We start from the raw sequence: 15,485 nt of genomic DNA, 5'->3' as shown, positions 1-15,485 counted from the left end.
TTCCCCTCCCCCCCCCCCCCCCTCTCCTCCCCCCCCCCCCCCCCCCCCTCCCCCCCCCCCCCCCCCCCCCCCCCCCCCCCCCCCCCCCCCCCCCCCCCCGCGCAGGCGCGGCCGACGGCCGTGGACTTCGGGTACGAGTGCGCCACGTGGACGTACAGCGTCCGGGTCCGGCCCCTGGTCCGGTCCTGCCACGCGGTGACGTGCTCTCCGCCCGCCAGCAGGGGCTGCACGGCCGCGGTGATCCCGTCGTGGTCGGCGACCCGGGCGGGCGGGTTGCCCCGGTAGCCGTCCGGCAGCGGTTTGAAGGCGGCCCGCGGGCTGATCGCGTCCGCCGGATGGAACACCCAGCGGAAGTCGCGTTCGCCCGCGCTCGCGCTCACCTCCACGGCGAGCACCGAGCGGTCGTTGTGGACGAGGGCGCGCAGGTCCAGGATGCCCTTCTCGGTGGTGAGTGTCCCGGTCAACTCGGCGTCCCGCAGTGACAGTCGCCAGTCGAGGCCGGTGATCGCACCCACAGGTTCCAGCGTGAAGTGCCCGATCGGCAGCCGGGCCAGACCGAAGAGGGAGCCGAACTCGGGGCGGTGGTCCTGCACTTCGGAGTGCTGGATGTTGAAGCGCACGGCCGTCGTGGTGGCGCCGGGCTCGGCGTAGATCCCGGAACCGAGGAAGCCGTTGCCGAGGAACGGGCCCTCGTACCAGGCCGTCGGCATGCGCTGCCAGACGAGATCGGCGTCGTCGAGGACGGTGTGCCAGGGGTCCGAGACCTGGGTGGCGACTGCGGTGCTATCGGTCGCCGCCGCCTGTGCGGCCGTCCCCGGGGCCATGAGCGTGCCGCCGAGGACGGTCCCGGTGGCGAGAACGGTACGTCTGGACGGATCGGGGGCGGAGGGGGTGGGCACGTTGCCTCCAGGCGGGCTCATCGAATCATCGGAGCTATCCCGGGTTGCAACCTAGGCAAGTGAGGCATGGCCGTCAATGGGATGGGATAGATCGGATGTGTCAGTGCGGAGGCTGCAACGTGTCAGTGCAGAGGCTGCTGCGGATCGTTGTGTCGCCCCTCCCGCATCCAGGCCCGGGTCCCGAACGAGGCACACGCCCGCGAGGCCACCGCTGCCGCGTCCCCAAGGGCCTCGACGAAGCGCGGCGAGGTCAACGGGCCCCGGTCCGCGAGGTGATGCGCGAGAGCCCCGTGCAGCACATCACCCGCGGCCAGGGTGTCCGCCACGCGGACGGCGGGAACGTCGACCGTGCCTCCGCCGTCGGGTCCCGCCCACACGATGGAGCGGCCTCCCCGGCTGACCGCCGACCAGACGACTCCGTGCTCCTGCAGAAACCGCAGGGTGTCCGCCGGTGTACTCGTCCCGGGAGGCCGGAAGTCGGCGGAGCAGACGGCCAGTTCGACCGACGGCAGCAGGTTCTCCGTACCGGCCTTCCAGCTGCCGCCGTCCAGGACGGTCCGTCGTCCCGCGGACCGCGCGGCGCGGGCGGTCGCCAAGGCCAGTTCCATGTGGTGGCCGTCGAACTCGACGATGTCGCAGGCGGCCACCAGCGCGTCGAGACCGGCGGGTGGTGTGAGGCGGTGCCCGGTCGCGTTGGTCGACGCGACGGCACGGTCCCCGCTCGACGCGGTCACCAGGATGGACGACACCGCGGGAGGCTCGACCGAATCGACGGCGAGATCCGACACGTCCACGCCCTGCCGGGCCAGGTCCGCCGCGACCGCGAGTCCCAGGGGGTGGGAGCCGATCCCGGTGAGCAGCCTGGCCGCGCCTCCCAGGTGGCTGAACGTCACGGCCGCGTTCGCCGCCGGACCGCCCGCCGCCACGGTCTGCTCACGAGCCGTCAGTTTCTCGTTGGACCCCGGCACCCGGTCCACGAGCTGGATGACGTCCAATGTGCTCAGGCCGACGAACAGCCCCGCAGGACGCCGGCCGTTCGTCGGCTCCACCCGCTGACACCTCCTCCTGCTTCCAGCCCAGCGCCTCAGCCCGCCGCCCGCTTCACGAGCTCACCGATCCGCGCCTCGTCGGCGGCGGTCAGCCGCGTGAGCGCGAAGGCGGTCGGCCACATGGTGCCCTCATCGAGCTCGGCCTTGTCGTTGAAACCCAAGGTCGCGTACCGCGCGCCGAACTTCTGCGCGCTCTGGAAGAAACAGACGACCTTGCCATCCTTGGCGTACGCGGGCATTCCGTACCAGAGCTTCGGCGCCAGATCCGGGGCGCTCGCCCTCACGACCGAGTGGATCCGTTCGGCCATGACCCGGTCCGCATCCTCCATCTCGGCGATCTTCGCGACCACGGCTGCCTCGTCCTGCGCCGCCTTGTCGGCGCGCGAGCCGCGGCGCGCGGACGCCTTGACCTCCCGGGCGCGCTCCTTCATCGCGGCGCGCTCCTCGTCCGTGAACGTCCCGGCCCTCTCGACGGCCGCGGTCGTACGTCCGGTGCTCGCCTTGGTGTCCTTCATGTCGGTTCCTCCTGCTCATTGGATGGACGGCTACGTCGTCATGCGCCTGTCGGGGTGCGGCAGGGTCCTGCCGATGGGGCATGATCCCGGGCCGCGGTGACGGGTGCGCGGCCCGGGTCGGTGCCGTTCACCCCCACGCACCGGCGATCTGACGGGTCGTGGCGTTGAGCCGGTTGAACAGGTTGGTCAGTCCGATCATCAGGACGATCGCGGCCAGCTGCTTCTCGTCGAAGTAGGTCGCGGCCGTGTCCCAGACCTCGTCGCTCACCGCGTCGGGACGGTCCGCCAGCCGTGTTGCGGCCTCGGCCAGCGCGAGCGCCGCCCGCTCCTCGTCGGTGAAGTAGGGGGCCTCCCGCCACACGGCGGCCGTGGCCAGCCGCTCGTCGCTGACACCGGCCTTGCGGGCCGTCTTGGCGCCGCCGTCGACACAGGCGCTGCACCCGTTGATCTGGCTGACCCGCAGATGCACCAGCTCCAGTGTCTGGGCGTCCACCCCACCGGAGTGCACGGCCTTGAAGAGCTGCTGGATGGGCTGCATCGCGTCGGACAGGACGACGGCGGGGTTCTGCATACGGGACTGCATCAGGAATCTCTCCTCTGTCGGGCTGTGCCCCGTTCGGGCTGTTCCGGCGGGGCGTGATGCCATCTCAGCCCGGAAGGCTTGTCAGGACGACAGCCGTGGGACACCGTGGGACAGCCGAAACGGCTTTGAACAGGCACGATCCGCCCCGGACGAATTCCGCCGGGCCGGGACAGGGGGACGGGGAACAGTGGCCGAGTACGACAGCACGGCGGGCGGCGACCCACAGGAGGAGCTGGCTGCCCGGCTCCGCCTCCTCCAGGAGCTGTCCAAGCGGGGCGTACGGGCCCTCGCACGGGACGCCGGACTCAGCTCGTCGTCGCTGTCCCGCTACCTCAGCGGCCGTACGGTCGCTCCCTGGCCCGCCGTCATCGCCCTGTGCCGCCTCGTCCAGCGCGACCCCCGCCCCCTGCGCCCCCTGTGGGAGCGGGCGGCCAACCCCCTTCCGGCGCCGCCGAAAACCAGCCGCCAGGTCCAGCCGCCCTCGCCGCCCGCCGGAGCACCGCGCCCGCCCCGCAACGACCTTCCGCGCGACGTGCCCGACTTCACCGGCCGCGAGGCCGAGCTCGCGGCCGTGCTCGACGGGATCACCGGCAGCCGGGTGATCGCCCTCGACGGCATGGCGGGCGTCGGCAAGACCTGCCTCGCCGTGCACGCGGCACACCGGCTCGCCGCCGACCACCCCGACGCCCAGCTCTACCTGGACCTGCACGGCTTCACCGAGGGCCGGCAACCGCTCGACGCCGACCGCGCCCTGCGGACCCTGCTCGCGGCCCTCGACGTGCCCTCCGAGAAGGTCCCGCAGGAAGGCGGCGTCGAGGAACTGTCCGCCTGCTGGCGGTCCGAACTCGCCCACCGGCGAGCCGTCCTGGTCCTCGACAACGCCGCCGACGCCGACCAGGTCCGCCCGCTGCTGCCCGGCGCCGGTTCCTCTGTCGCCCTGATCACCAGCCGCAATCGGCTGCTCGGCCTGGACGAGGTCCCGCCGGTGTCGCTGGACGTCCTGACCGAGCAGGAGAGTGCCGAACTGCTGGCCCGCGCCAGCGGCGAGACCGACGGCACCCAAGGGCGCCTGGCCCGGGACCCCGAGTCCACGGCCGAGGTACTGCGGCTGTGCGGCCACCTGCCGCTGGCCCTGCGGCTGGCCGCGGCCCGGCTGCGGCACCGGCCGGGCTGGACCGTGGGTATCCTCGTCGAGCGGATGGCGGAGGGACCGAGCGAGTTCGACACCGCGTTCGCCATGTCCGTACGTCAGTTGGACCGCGCCACGGCCCGGCTGTTCCGCCTGCTCGGGCTGCTGCCGGGCTCGTCGTTCGACGAGCACGTGGCGGCCGCGCTGGCGGACGTACCCCTGCGCACCGCCCGCGCGATGCTGGAGGACCTGCTGGACGCGCACCTCGTCCAGCAGCCGGCGGCAGGCCGCTACCGGCTCCACGACCTGGTCCACCAGCACGCCCGCCGCGCCACCACGGAGCACGACTCCCAGGCCGAACGGGACCGTGCCCTCACCCGGGTCCTCGACTACTACGTGCACGCGGCCGCCGCCGCGGATGCCGCGATGCCCTTCCCGTCGCTGAGCCGCGAGGCCTCCGTGACCCGCCCCGCGGCCGAACTGCCCTGCTTCGCCGACAAGATCACCGCCCTCGTCTGGTTCGGCACCGAGTACCTGAACCTGCTGGCCGCCTTCGAAGCGGCGGAGAGCGCCGGGGCCGACCGGCACATGTGCGAACTGCCGCGCTTCATGCGGACCTACTTCGCCCGGCGCTGCGGCACCACGATGCTCAACGGACTCTTCGAACGGTCGCTCACCGCTGCACAACGCCTGGGTGATCCCCTGCAACTGGCCGAGGCGTACAGCGACTTGGGATACGCCCGCTACAACGCCGGCCGCATGGCGGAGGCGCGCGCGGCCTACGAGACCGCGGCACCCCTGGTGTCCCGGGCGACGGACCTGCGAGCGGAGGCCGAACTGGCCATGCGGCGCGGCTACTTGAGATGGGACGAGGGCTACGTCGAGGAGCCGCTGACACTGTTCCGGCTGGCGGGGAAGCTGTACGCGGACGCCGACTGCCCCATGGGCACCGCCCACGCGACCGCGTACGAGGCCTGGGCACTGCTCCAGCTGGGACACCGCGAGGAGGCGGCGCAGCTGGCCCGAACGGCGCTGGAGGTCCCGCACGCCGACGGAGCGTGGCCGCCCGCGCTCCCGGCCCTGATCACCCTGGGCGTGGCCCTCGCCCACGAGGAGCCCGACGCGGCCGCCGCACACCTGCGCCGAGCGCTCGCGTCGGCCCGCGAGGACGGCCACAAGCACAACGAGGCATGGTGTCTGAACTGCCTCGGCGTCGCCCTGCGCCGGATGGGCCGTCACGAGGAGGCCCTGGCCGCCCACGAGCAGGCGTTCGCCCTGCTTGACGAACTGTTCGAGGACCACTGGAAGATCCACTTCCTCCACGCCTACGGCGAGACCTGCCGTCTGGCGGGCCTGCCGGAGCGTGCCCTGCGCCTGCACCGCCAGGCCCTGGAGCTGGCCCCGAAGCTCGGCCACCGGCACGCCGAGGCCCTGGCCCACGAGGGCATCGCGGCGGTCCTCGACGGGACGGACCCCACCGCGGCGGCCGAACACCGGGCGGCCGGACGGGCCGTACTGCCGGAGCCCGCACCGGGCGCCTGAACCCGGGTGCGCCGAGGGCCCGGTCACCGAAGGCCCGGTGTGGCAGGCGGCCCGTACGACTGCTCTGAGGCGCCGCAGCCCGCCCGCCGCGTAGGGCAGCTACCGGCCGTCGGGGGAGTGGCTCCCGCTCCCGCCGCGCGTCACTGCGGCACCCGCAGGCCCGCGATGAGGAGCCTCACCAGTCGGCGCGGGTCGTATGCGGGGTCGCTGTCCGCCCCGATGCAGAGATTGCCGACTCCGCGCATCAACTCGATGGCCTCGATGCCCGTGTGGATCTCACCGGCGCGGGCCGCGGCGTCGAGGAGCCGCGTGCACACGGGGACGAGACGGTCGAGGAAGTACGCGTGCAGTGTGTCGAAGCCGGAGTTGTCCGACTGGAGCACTCCGGCCAGCCCGTGCTTCGTGACCAGGAAGTCGACGAAGAGGTTGATCCACTGCTCCAGTGCCGCGTGCGCCGTCGCGCTGTTCTCCAGCAGGGCGGGCCCGGCCTCGGCGCACGCGTCGACCTGGTGGCGGTACACGGCGATGATCAGGTCCGCCCGGGTCGGGAAGTGGCGGTAGATCGTGCCGAGTCCGACACCGGCCTCGGCGGCGATGTCACGCACGGGCGCTTCCACGCCCTTGGTGACGAACACGGCGGCGGCCGCGTCGAGCAGGGTCTCCTTGTTGCGGCGGGCGTCCTTGCGCCGTGGAGTCGCGCGCCCCGTGCCGTCGTCGCTGTCGTTCACCGTGCCGCTTCCTCCGCCGTCGACCTTGCCAAAACGGAACGGTGTTCCGTATTGTTTCCGGAACGAGGTTCCGTTTGCTCATGATGGCAGAGCGGGGCCTCGGCGACCAAGCCATGCCGTGCAGTGCCGTGCGACGCCTGTCGCGCATGCCGCACGACGTCACCCGTTATGGAGGAACGCCCCCATGCAGTACCGCACCCTGGGCCGCACCGGTGTACAGGTCAGCTCCCTCGCGCTCGGCGCCATGAACTTCGGCAGGATCGGCAGCACCACGCAGGCCGAGGCCACCGCGATCGTCGACGCCGCTCTGGAGGCCGGCGTCAACGTCGTCGACACGGCCGACATGTACGGCGACGGCGAGTCGGAGGAGATGGTCGGCAAGGCCATCGCCGGCCGCCGCGACGACCTCGTCCTCGCCACGAAGGCGGGGATGCCCATCGGCACCGAGCGCAACCATCAGGGCAGTTCGCGCCGCTGGCTGGTGACCGCGCTGGAAGCCAGCCTGCGCCGCCTCGGAGTCGACCACGTCGACCTCTACCAGATCCACCGCTGGGACCCGAACACCGATGACGAGGAGACCCTCTCGGTCCTGACCGACCTCCAACGTGCCGGAAAGATCCGGTACTTCGGCTCCTCCACCTTCCCCGCCCACCGCATCGTGCAGGCCCAGTGGGCAGCGCGCGAGCACCATCTGAGCCGCTACGTCACCGAACAGCCCAGCTACTCCGTCCTCCAGCGCGGCATCGAGACCCACGTCCTGCCGGTCACCCAGGAGTACGGCCTGGGCGTGCTGGTGTGGAGTCCGCTGGCCTCGGGCTGGCTGTCGGGCGCGATCCGTGAGGGCCGCGACATCGCCACCCACCGCTCGGCGATGATGCCCGCACGGTTCGACACCGCCCTCCCCGCCAACCGGGCCAGGCTCGACGCCGTGGAGCGACTGGCAGGGATCGCCGAAGAGGCCGGCCTCACCCTCATCCAGCTCGCACTCGGTTTCGTGACCGCACACCCCGGTGTGACCAGCGCCCTGATCGGCCCTCGCACGACGGACCACCTGCACGCCCAACTCGCCGCAGCGGACACCGTCCTGACCTCGGACGTGCTCGACGCGATCGACGAGATCGTCGCCCCCGGCACGGACCTGGCCGCGCACGAGAAGCACGACACCCCGCCCGCGCTCCTGGACCCGTCACTGCGCCGACGCTGACCGTCGCAAGTCAGGTTTCCCGGCGGCGGAACCGCGGGGAGCCCTCTGGCCGAAGCCCCTCGACCGGACGAGTCGCAGGTCACTTCCAGTCGTACGCGTACGCCGCGACCCAGGTGACGTCGAGCTGGGCGCTGCTGCCGGGCGCGGCCCCGGGACCCTCCAGAGCGCTTTCGTTCTGCAGTACCCATGAAAGGGGCTCGTCCGGAACGTCACGGGTGTCGTGACCGGTCTCGCGGCCGTCGACGAAGAACCGGACGTTGCCCGGTGTCCACTCAGTGGAGACGGTGTGCCACTGTGTCCAGTCGTCGCTTCCCGGGAAGTAGCCCTGCTCGCCGCCACCGCACGGATGGTGAAAGGCGCTGAGGGTGCCGGTCCACTCTCCTTCGGGGTGGTCCATCTCGCAGCCCCCGCCGTAGTGCAGCCACGCGGACTTGTATCCGGGGGCGAGCTTCGTGACCTTGATCCGTGCGCTGTACTTGCCGTACTTCATCTGCATCACCGCACGCGGCACCAGCGCGGCGGCATGCACGGGGCCCCCGTCGGCGGGCCGCCACATCCGGATGGACATCCTTCCGTCGCCGTTCGGCGCGGGGCCGACGCTCACGGTGTCCTCCGGGTGGTAGACCCCCACCACGTCCCGCCCCCGGCTCTCGGCGGTGTCCGGCCAACCGGTCGGATACGCCCACCAGTTGTCGCGGTACTTCCCTTTCAGGCCACCGCAGTGGGCGGCGGACGTGTCGACGTCGTGGGCACAGTCGCTGAAGGAGCCCAGGGGCACCCGGTCGCCGTTGAAGTCCTCGGCGAGGACCTGCCAGAACGGTCCGCAGTCACCGCGCGGCAGACGGGCCGCGGTGGTGTGGCAGGCGTCGGTCGACGGCGGTGCCGCGTCGGCCCGGGGGAGGCCCAGAAGGCCGCCTCCCACGAGCAGGAGACTCGCGGTCGTCACCAGAAATCGCCTGTGGTGGTGCGGCGCTGCGTGTGAACCCATTCCGGGGCTCCTTCAGGACCGGCGGCCGACGTCGTCCGCCCCTGCCGCGCGGGACACCGGAAAGGCCGTGCACCGCGCCGGGCGGATGGCGCTTCGCGAAGGAACATCCTCGCCCGTCCGACCCGGGGGCGCCATCCCCCGTACATGCCGCGAACCGGACGGGCCGCGTCGCCGACCGCGTCCGGAGCGCGCCGTCCGCTTCAGAACTCGCTGTCGATGCCGGTCACGACCGCCGCGCCCAACGGCGCCTCGTCCTCGGCCAGGCCGCTGTCCCGCAGAGCCCGGGACACCAGCCGTACCGCTTCGGCCTCGGCCAGCAACCGGTCGGCGGCCTCGACCTCGACGCGGGCGGCGAACATGCCGCCCTCCTCCACGCTCAGCAGGCTCAGCTCCTCGTTCTCTCCGAGTTCCGTGTTCCTGGGGTCCTGAGGCCGCAGCCTGCGCCCGATGTCCGAGCGGACGCTGTCGGGGACCGCTCGCAGGAACGTGCCGGGGACGGTGATGACGTACGTGGTCACGAAGACTCCTTTCCGATGTCCTGTCCGGTTCCCCCTGAGGGCGATCGGAATCGAGGGAGGGAGGAAGGTTCCAGATGTGGAGGAAACGTGGTGTGGGCGACGGTTTTAAGGAGTCCTCCCTGCATGGGCACGCCGGACGGGGGTAATCGCGCTCAGGACAACCGGAATCTTGGGATGGGCGGACGATGACGACGTCGGTGACGGCGGACACAGGCACGACACCTCCGCGAGCGGGGTACCCCGCACACGACGTCAGGCAGCTGACGCGGCTCTTCCTGGACCGGTCCGCCGTACAGGAGGAACGCATCGCCGGGGGGTCACCGGCCACCCGTCCGGCCCGAGGCACCCAAGGGTGCCCGCCCGCCTCCCCGGCCCCCGTCGGAACACCGGCCATGCGGTGAGGACCGCCGGCCCGGCACGGGGCCGACGCCCACGGGCGGACACTGTGTCCGCCGCGCTGCGCACTGATGAAGACCGGATCGTCAATCTGCCCGAACTCCGGACCTTGCCCCCGGCAATCTCCGACGGCAGACGACATGTATGGGATGGGGAGGACGGGACCGTAGTGATCTCAGGGACTGGGGCGGCCGAGTCGGTGCCGGAGACCGGCATCGGCGTCGACGCGGCCTGGGCGCACTGGGAGCCGTCGGTTCTCCTCGTGGAGGACGACCCCGGCGACGCGATGCTCGTCGAGGAGCTGGTCGCCGACGGTGCGGTGAAGATGCGGCTCAGATGGGTGCGGTCCATGACCGAGGCCGCCGAGGTGCTCGCCACCGAGACACCCGACTGCGTCCTGCTCGACCTGCACCTGCCGGACGCCCACGGCCTGGAGGCGGTCGCCCAGGTTCAGGCACAGGCCGAGCGGGTCGCCATCGTGGTCCTCACCGGACTCGCCGAGGAACAGACCGGCCTCGCGGCCGTCGCGACCGGAGCACAGGACTACCTGGTCAAGGGCAGGGTGGAGCCCGAACTGTTCGGGCGTGCGGTGCGCTACGCGATCCAGCGCAAACAGACCGAACAGGCGTCGGTGGCCCTCCAGGCCGGCGCGCTCCAGGCGCAGGAGAACGCGCGCCTGGAGCGGGGACTGCTGCCCCGCCCCCTGCTCCGTGCCGAGGGTGTACAGGTCGTGGCCCGCTACCGGCCCGGCCGCGCGCACACGCTGCTGGGCGGCGACTTCTACGACATCGTGCAGAGCGCCGACGGCACCCTGCACGCGCTCATCGGCGACGTCTCCGGGCACGGCCCCGACGAGGCGGCCCTCGGCGTCGCCCTGCGGATCGCCTGGCGCACCCTGGTCCTCAGCGGAATCACCGGCGCGGAGCAGATGGCCCGGCTGGAGGAGCTGCTGATGGCCGAACGGGCCGGTGACGAGGTCTTCGCCACCCTGGTGAGTCTGGCCGCCGTCCCGGGAGAGCAACAGGCCCGCATCGTGAGAGCCGGCCACCACGGCCTGTTCCACCGCACCGGGACGGGCGTGGAGTGGGTGGAGGTGCCCGGCGGTCCGGCCCTCGGCATGGTTCCCGGCGGCGCGTGGTGGCCGACGGCGGAGCTGCCGGTGCCGACGGGGACGTCGGTGGTGCTCTTCACGGACGGACTGTTCGAGGGGCATGTGAGCCGGGGCCCGGAACGCCTCGGTGAGGAAGGGCTGCTGGCCCTCGCCCGAGAGCAGTCCGGTCTGGAGCCGGAGGCTTTCGTGGACCGGCTGATCGAGAAGGCCGAGAGCCTGGCCGAGGCCCGGGGCGGCCTGGCCGACGATGTGGCCGTCATCCATCTGAACTGGAACTGAGCGAGCGGGAGTGTGGTGTCGGAGCACAGGGTGAGGCACATGTCGGGCACGGCGTCGATCGGGCGTCGACTGACGGTGCAGGGCTGGTTCTATCTGGTGTTGGCGGCCATGACGCTGCTCGTGGTGGTCGGCAGTGTGGTCGGCGCGAGCCTGCTGGGCCGGACGGCAGAGGTGAGCGACCGGCTTCTGCTGCGCGTCCAGCCCGCCCAGACCGAGGCGTACCGGCTGCAGGCGGCGCTGGTCAACCAGGAGACGGGCATCCGCGGCTACGCGATCACCGCCGACCGGCAGTTCCTCGACCCGTACACCCAGGGCAAGCGGAGCGAGGCCGCGTCGGCCGACCGGCTGCGCGCGTACATCGGTGACCGGCCCGAACTGCTGGCAGACCTCAAGGCGATCGAAAGCCAGGCGTCCGTCTGGCGCCGCACCTACGCCGAACCCCTCGCGGTCTCGGTCACCCCGGGCGCGCCCGAGCCGCTCGACCAGCGGAAGGCCGATCAGGGCAAGAAGGAGTTCGACAGGCTGCGCAGCCTGTGGAGCACGCAGAACGCGGACCTGGCGAAGGCGGTGCAGGACGGCCGCTCCCACCTCGCCCACGAACGCACGGTCCGCAACTCGGTCCTGGGCGGCATGGTGGCCGTGTTCCTGCTCGCCGGCGTCGCCTGTGCCGTCCTGGTCCGGATCCTGGTGACGCGTCCCCTGGAGGCGCTGCGTACTGCGTCCAGGCGGGTGGCGGGCGGCGACTTCGCGTACGTCATCACCGGTGACGGTCCGGCCGATCTGATCGCCGTGGCCCGCGACGTCGAAGGCATGCGCAAGCGGGTCGTGGCCGATCTGCGCGCCTCGCAGGAGCAGGAGGAGGAACTGACCCGGCAGGCCGCCGACCTGGACGCCCAGGCCGTGGAGCTGCGCCGGTCCAACGCCGAACTCGAGCAGTTCGCCTACGTCGCCTCCCACGATCTGCAGGAGCCGCTGCGCAAGGTCGCCTCCTTCTGCCAGCTGCTGGAGAAGCGCTACGGCGACCTCCTGGACGAGCGGGGACGGCAGTACGTCGACTTCGCCGTCGACGGGGCCCGCCGTATGCAGGTCCTCATCAACGACCTGCTGACCTTCTCCCGGGTCGGACGCGTCAACGACGCCCGGGTGTCCGTGGGTCTCGACCAGGCGCTGGACAAGGCGCTGGTCAACCTCGGGACGGCCGTCGAGGAGTCCGGCGCCCGTGTCGAACGCCCCGAGCACCTGCCCGAGATCGTCGGGGACCCCACCCTGCTGGCCATGCTCTGGCAGAACCTGATCGGCAACGCCCTCAAGTTCCGTCACCCCGACCGCACTTCGCATGTGTCCATCACCTGCGGCCCGGCCCCGGACCCCGACGAGACCGACAGTCTGCTCCTGACCGTCACGGACAACGGCATCGGCATTCCCGAGCAGTTCACGGAGAAGGTCTTCGTCATCTTCCAGCGGCTGCACAGCCGGGACGACTACGGCGGCACCGGCATCGGCCTGGCGCTGTGCAAGAAGATCGTGGAACAGCACGGTGGCAGGATCTGGATCGACACCGCTCACACGGACGGCACGCGCCTCTGCTTCACCCTCCCGTCCCTCGCCGAGACCCCGGAGGCGTCCGGTATCGGCACCGAGGAGAAGGTTCTTACATGACCACCCCAGGCGCCAGCCCCATCGACGTGCTCCTCGTCGAGGACGACCCCGGCGACGAGCTGATGACCCGGGAGGCGTTCGAGGACAACAAGATCGGCAACACGCTCCACGTGGTGCGGGACGGCGAGGAGGCACTGGACTTCCTCTACCGGCGCGGCGAGCACACCGACGCGCCGGAGCCCGATCTCATCCTGCTCGACCTCAACCTCCCCAAGTACGACGGCCGTCAGGTCCTGGAGAAGATCAAGTCCGACCCGGAGCTGTCCCACATCCCCGTCGTCGTCCTCACCACCTCCGCGGCGGAGGAGGACATCCTGCGCAGCTACCGGCTCCACGCCAACGCGTATGTCACCAAGCCGGTCGACCTGGACCAGTTCATTGCCGCGGTCCGCCAGATCGACGACTTCTTCGTCCAGGTCGTCCGCCTGCCACGTCACTTCTGACGTCGCTGCCCGATCCGACGGGCAGGAGGAAACCGGGCCCCGCCGAGACCGGCGGCGGCCCGGGACCCCGTCCGCGTCGGCGGACGGAACAGCCGCGATCCGGCCGCCGGTGACACCTGCCCCGCGCGGCCGGAGGCCGCCGCCTCGCCCGCGCACACGCACGTAGGCCCGCGCTCCGCGACCCGGCCGGGTGTCCAGCGGGCACGACTGGAGCCAGTCAGTCGAACTCCAGTGTTGTTGAAACTCTTTTGTTCGAACCTACGAACTTTCCGCTTGGTGGGTTACTGATCGCTCCGCGCACTGGTAGGAAACGTTCCTAACAATCAGGTCTGGACCAACTCCCCACCCCCCACTCCCACTTGGAGCCCCCGTGGAACCTGACACAGTGCGCCCGGCCGCCCACCCCTCCCGCCGTACCGTCCTCGCGCTGATGGGCGCGGTGACCTGCGTCGGCGTGGTCGGCGCTCCGCTCGCCGCAGCGGCGTCCGCGGCCGCACCGGGCCTCGACGACCCCGCGAAGAAGGAGATCGCCATGAAGCTGGTGTCGAGCGCGGAGAACTCCTCGCTCGACTGGAAGGCGCAGTACCAGTACATCGAGGACATAGGCGACGGACGCGGCTACACCGCCGGCATCATCGGTTTCTGCTCCGGCACCGGAGACATGCTCGACCTCGTCGAGCTGTACGCCAACCGCAAGCCCGGCAACGTCCTCGCCAAGTACCTTCCGGCGCTGCGCCGGGTCGACGGCACCGACTCGCACGACGGCCTCGACCCGCACTTCACCGAGGACTGGCGCAAGGCCGCGCGGGACGCGGCGTTCCAGCAGGCGCAGAACGACGAACGCGACCGCGTCTACTTCAACCCCGCCGTCAAGCAGGGCAAGGCGGACGGAGTGCGCGCACTCGGCCAGTTCGCCTACTACGACGCCATCGTCATGCACGGCGACGGCGGCGACGCGACCAGCTTCAGCAGCATCCGCCGACGCGCCCTGCGCCAGGCCAAGCCCCCGGCCCAGGGCGGTGACGAGACGACGTACCTGAACGCCTTCCTCGACGCCCGGGTGTGGGCCATGAAGCAGGAGGAGGCACACAGCGACACCAGCCGCGTCGACACCGCCCAGCGCGTCTTCCTGCGCAAGGGCAACTTCGACCTGAACCCGCCGCTGGACTGGAAGGTCTACGGGGACAGCTACCACATCGGCTGACCGGGAAGGAAGCGGCACGGCGAGGGGGCCTCATCCCTCGCCGTGCCGCCGTGACAGCGCGAAAACGCATCCGACGAAGCGTTTGCCGTCGAAGCGAGCGGTTACGCGATGTCCATGAGTGAATCGAACGAGCAGACGAACCAAGATTCCGCGCGGGGCGCTGCGTCCAAGGCCCGGCGCACCACGGCCAAGGCCACCGCCCCGGCGTCCAAGGCGGCGGACGCGGCGGCCACGAAGACGGACGACGTCGCGTCAGCGGGCATGAAGGCGACGGAGCGTACCGCGAAGGTCGCGAGCGAGGCCGCGCACAGTGCGGCCAAGAGCGTCGAGGCCGGACGTCAGACGGTCGTCGCCGCCTCCGGGCAGGCCGCGGCCGTGGCCAAGACGGCCTGGACCGTGGTGGCCCAGCGCAAGCTCATCGCCGCGGGTGTCGGTGCGGGTCTCACCGTGCTGAGCGCGACGTCGTACGCGGTGGGCCGCCGTGCGGGACGCCACACACACGGTCCGATCACCCGCTGGACCAGCGGGCGGATCTGACGGAGCAGGAGAGAGCGGCCCGGAGGCGCCGCGTCGCGGACGGGCGTACTGACGGCCCGTCACTGTCCCTGTGACAGCAGGTCGTTGAGACGCGCGCCCGCCGCCCAGCGGCGAAGAGCGGAACCGTCGAGCAGGCGGATCGTCCGCTCCCTCCGGGCCCACCGGATGTCGCGGGCCGTGAAGGCGCCGCGATGGACGACCAGGCGCAGATGCGCTTCCTGGTTCCCGTGGTGCGGGTGGGGGTGCGGCAGGTCCTCGTCGGGAAGGGGCTCCGCGACCGGCCGGAAGGCGACGTGGAGCCTGCGGCCCACCGCGTCCCGGGCGCACAGACGCGGCCGGTCCGGTGCGGGCACCAGCCGCACCCGCCACCCGTCCCGGCGCAACATCCGGGCCACCGCCAGCGCGAGGCCCTGAGTGTCGAGATCGAGCAGTTCGTCCGCGGTGTAGTAGCCGAGCCGGCGTCGAGCGCCGGGGCGCCCGCGGCGGATGCCGGCCAGGACGACCGAAGCCAGCAGTACGGCCCCGAGGACCGGGACGACGACTCCGGCGGCGCGGTACCCCGCGGCGAGCACGGCGACCGTCGCGCACACGACCGCCCCCAGACCGGCGAAGGCGGGCAGCACGTCACGGAACCTGGGCCCGTAGAGCCCCTCGGCTCGCAGCCGGCGCACGATGTGCCGTTTCCGTGATCGGCGCGACGG

Annotated in this window: 14 protein-coding genes and 1 pseudogene; 7 read left to right on the top strand and 8 right to left on the bottom strand. The window is 71.6% G+C overall.

Annotated features, from left to right (window positions below; translation table 11 throughout):
- From ACZ48Z_RS15620 to ACZ48Z_RS15605, 4 genes and pseudogenes are all read right to left on the bottom strand, one after another.
- Positions 1–899, bottom strand: a pseudogene (locus ACZ48Z_RS15620) (hypothetical protein); the annotation flags it as partial.
- A gap of 122 nt (positions 900–1,021) precedes the next feature.
- Positions 1,022–1,948, bottom strand: a complete 927-nt coding sequence (locus ACZ48Z_RS15615; RefSeq protein ID WP_468736374.1) for a PfkB family carbohydrate kinase — start codon at positions 1,946–1,948, stop codon at positions 1,022–1,024.
- Between the two features lie 35 nt (positions 1,949–1,983).
- Positions 1,984–2,463, bottom strand: a complete 480-nt coding sequence (locus ACZ48Z_RS15610; protein WP_468736373.1) for an iron chaperone — start codon at positions 2,461–2,463, stop codon at positions 1,984–1,986.
- Positions 2,464–2,590: 127 nt separating this feature from the next.
- A complete protein-coding gene (locus ACZ48Z_RS15605; RefSeq protein WP_468736372.1) occupies positions 2,591–3,046 on the bottom strand; it encodes a carboxymuconolactone decarboxylase family protein in 456 nt (151 codons plus the stop codon).
- Between the two features lie 187 nt (positions 3,047–3,233).
- Between ACZ48Z_RS15605 and ACZ48Z_RS15600 the strand changes: the two genes are divergently transcribed.
- The gene (locus ACZ48Z_RS15600) at positions 3,234–5,717 is read left to right on the top strand and encodes an ATP-binding protein (protein WP_468736371.1); all 2,484 of its coding nucleotides are present in this window, start codon (positions 3,234–3,236) and stop codon (positions 5,715–5,717) included.
- A 140-nt stretch (positions 5,718–5,857) separates the two neighbouring features.
- Here ACZ48Z_RS15600 and ACZ48Z_RS15595 read toward each other — a convergent pair whose 3' ends face one another.
- Entirely contained in the window at positions 5,858–6,445 is a 588-nt protein-coding gene (locus ACZ48Z_RS15595; RefSeq protein WP_468736370.1) for a TetR/AcrR family transcriptional regulator, read from the bottom strand.
- Between the two features lie 184 nt (positions 6,446–6,629).
- On the opposite strand from ACZ48Z_RS15595, the gene ACZ48Z_RS15590 reads away from it, so the two are divergent.
- On the top strand, positions 6,630–7,649 hold the full coding sequence (locus ACZ48Z_RS15590) for an aldo/keto reductase (RefSeq protein ID WP_468736369.1): 1,020 nt from the start codon (positions 6,630–6,632) through the stop codon (positions 7,647–7,649).
- Between the two features lie 79 nt (positions 7,650–7,728).
- Here the strand turns inward: ACZ48Z_RS15590 and ACZ48Z_RS15585 are convergent, their stop codons facing one another.
- Positions 7,729–8,637, bottom strand: a complete 909-nt coding sequence (locus ACZ48Z_RS15585) for a glycoside hydrolase family 16 protein (RefSeq protein WP_468736368.1) — start codon at positions 8,635–8,637, stop codon at positions 7,729–7,731.
- A 200-nt stretch (positions 8,638–8,837) separates the two neighbouring features.
- The gene (locus tag ACZ48Z_RS15580) at positions 8,838–9,155 is read right to left on the bottom strand and encodes a hypothetical protein (protein WP_468736367.1); all 318 of its coding nucleotides are present in this window, start codon (positions 9,153–9,155) and stop codon (positions 8,838–8,840) included.
- Between the two features lie 565 nt (positions 9,156–9,720).
- Between ACZ48Z_RS15580 and ACZ48Z_RS15575 the strand changes: the two genes are divergently transcribed.
- The 5 genes from ACZ48Z_RS15575 (at position 9,721) to ACZ48Z_RS15555 (ending at position 14,784) form a co-directional block, all read left to right on the top strand.
- Complete coding sequence (locus ACZ48Z_RS15575) at positions 9,721–10,941, top strand: PP2C family protein-serine/threonine phosphatase (RefSeq protein WP_468736366.1); 1,221 nt, start codon at positions 9,721–9,723, stop codon at positions 10,939–10,941.
- 39 nt (positions 10,942–10,980) lie between these two features.
- Complete coding sequence (locus ACZ48Z_RS15570; protein ID WP_468736365.1) at positions 10,981–12,600, top strand: sensor histidine kinase; 1,620 nt, start codon at positions 10,981–10,983, stop codon at positions 12,598–12,600.
- Entirely contained in the window at positions 12,597–13,043 is a 447-nt protein-coding gene (locus ACZ48Z_RS15565) for a response regulator (RefSeq protein WP_468736364.1), read from the top strand. The genes ACZ48Z_RS15570 and ACZ48Z_RS15565 overlap by 4 nt, the downstream gene beginning before the upstream one ends.
- A gap of 430 nt (positions 13,044–13,473) precedes the next feature.
- Entirely contained in the window at positions 13,474–14,247 is a 774-nt protein-coding gene (locus ACZ48Z_RS15560) for a chitosanase (RefSeq protein ID WP_468736624.1), read from the top strand.
- A gap of 108 nt (positions 14,248–14,355) precedes the next feature.
- The gene (locus ACZ48Z_RS15555; protein ID WP_468736363.1) at positions 14,356–14,784 is read left to right on the top strand and encodes a hypothetical protein; all 429 of its coding nucleotides are present in this window, start codon (positions 14,356–14,358) and stop codon (positions 14,782–14,784) included.
- A gap of 59 nt (positions 14,785–14,843) precedes the next feature.
- Here the strand turns inward: ACZ48Z_RS15555 and ACZ48Z_RS15550 are convergent, their stop codons facing one another.
- Positions 14,844–15,455: a hypothetical protein gene (locus tag ACZ48Z_RS15550; RefSeq protein ID WP_468736362.1), complete on the bottom strand. Its 612-nt coding sequence runs from the start codon at positions 15,453–15,455 to the stop codon at positions 14,844–14,846.
- Positions 15,456–15,485 lie beyond the last annotated feature (30 nt).

This window comes from Streptomyces sp. NPDC031225, from assembly GCF_055570355.1.
This window is presented reverse-complemented; position numbering and strand designations above follow the sequence as displayed.

Excerpts from the sequence above, each read along its gene's own strand:
- ACZ48Z_RS15610 (WP_468736373.1), bottom strand. The coding sequence starts at position 2,463 with ATGAAGGACACCAAGGCGAGCACCGGACGTACGACCGCGGCCGTCGAG.
- ACZ48Z_RS15605 (WP_468736372.1), bottom strand. The coding sequence starts at position 3,046 with ATGCAGTCCCGTATGCAGAACCCCGCCGTCGTCCTGTCCGACGCGATG.
- ACZ48Z_RS15590 (WP_468736369.1), top strand. The coding sequence starts at position 6,630 with ATGCAGTACCGCACCCTGGGCCGCACCGGTGTACAGGTCAGCTCCCTC.
- ACZ48Z_RS15585 (WP_468736368.1), bottom strand. The coding sequence starts at position 8,637 with ATGGGTTCACACGCAGCGCCGCACCACCACAGGCGATTTCTGGTGACG.
- ACZ48Z_RS15570 (WP_468736365.1), top strand. The coding sequence starts at position 10,981 with ATGTCGGGCACGGCGTCGATCGGGCGTCGACTGACGGTGCAGGGCTGG.
- ACZ48Z_RS15565 (WP_468736364.1), top strand. The coding sequence starts at position 12,597 with ATGACCACCCCAGGCGCCAGCCCCATCGACGTGCTCCTCGTCGAGGAC.
- ACZ48Z_RS15560 (WP_468736624.1), top strand. The coding sequence starts at position 13,474 with ATGGGCGCGGTGACCTGCGTCGGCGTGGTCGGCGCTCCGCTCGCCGCA.
- ACZ48Z_RS15555 (WP_468736363.1), top strand. The coding sequence starts at position 14,356 with ATGTCCATGAGTGAATCGAACGAGCAGACGAACCAAGATTCCGCGCGG.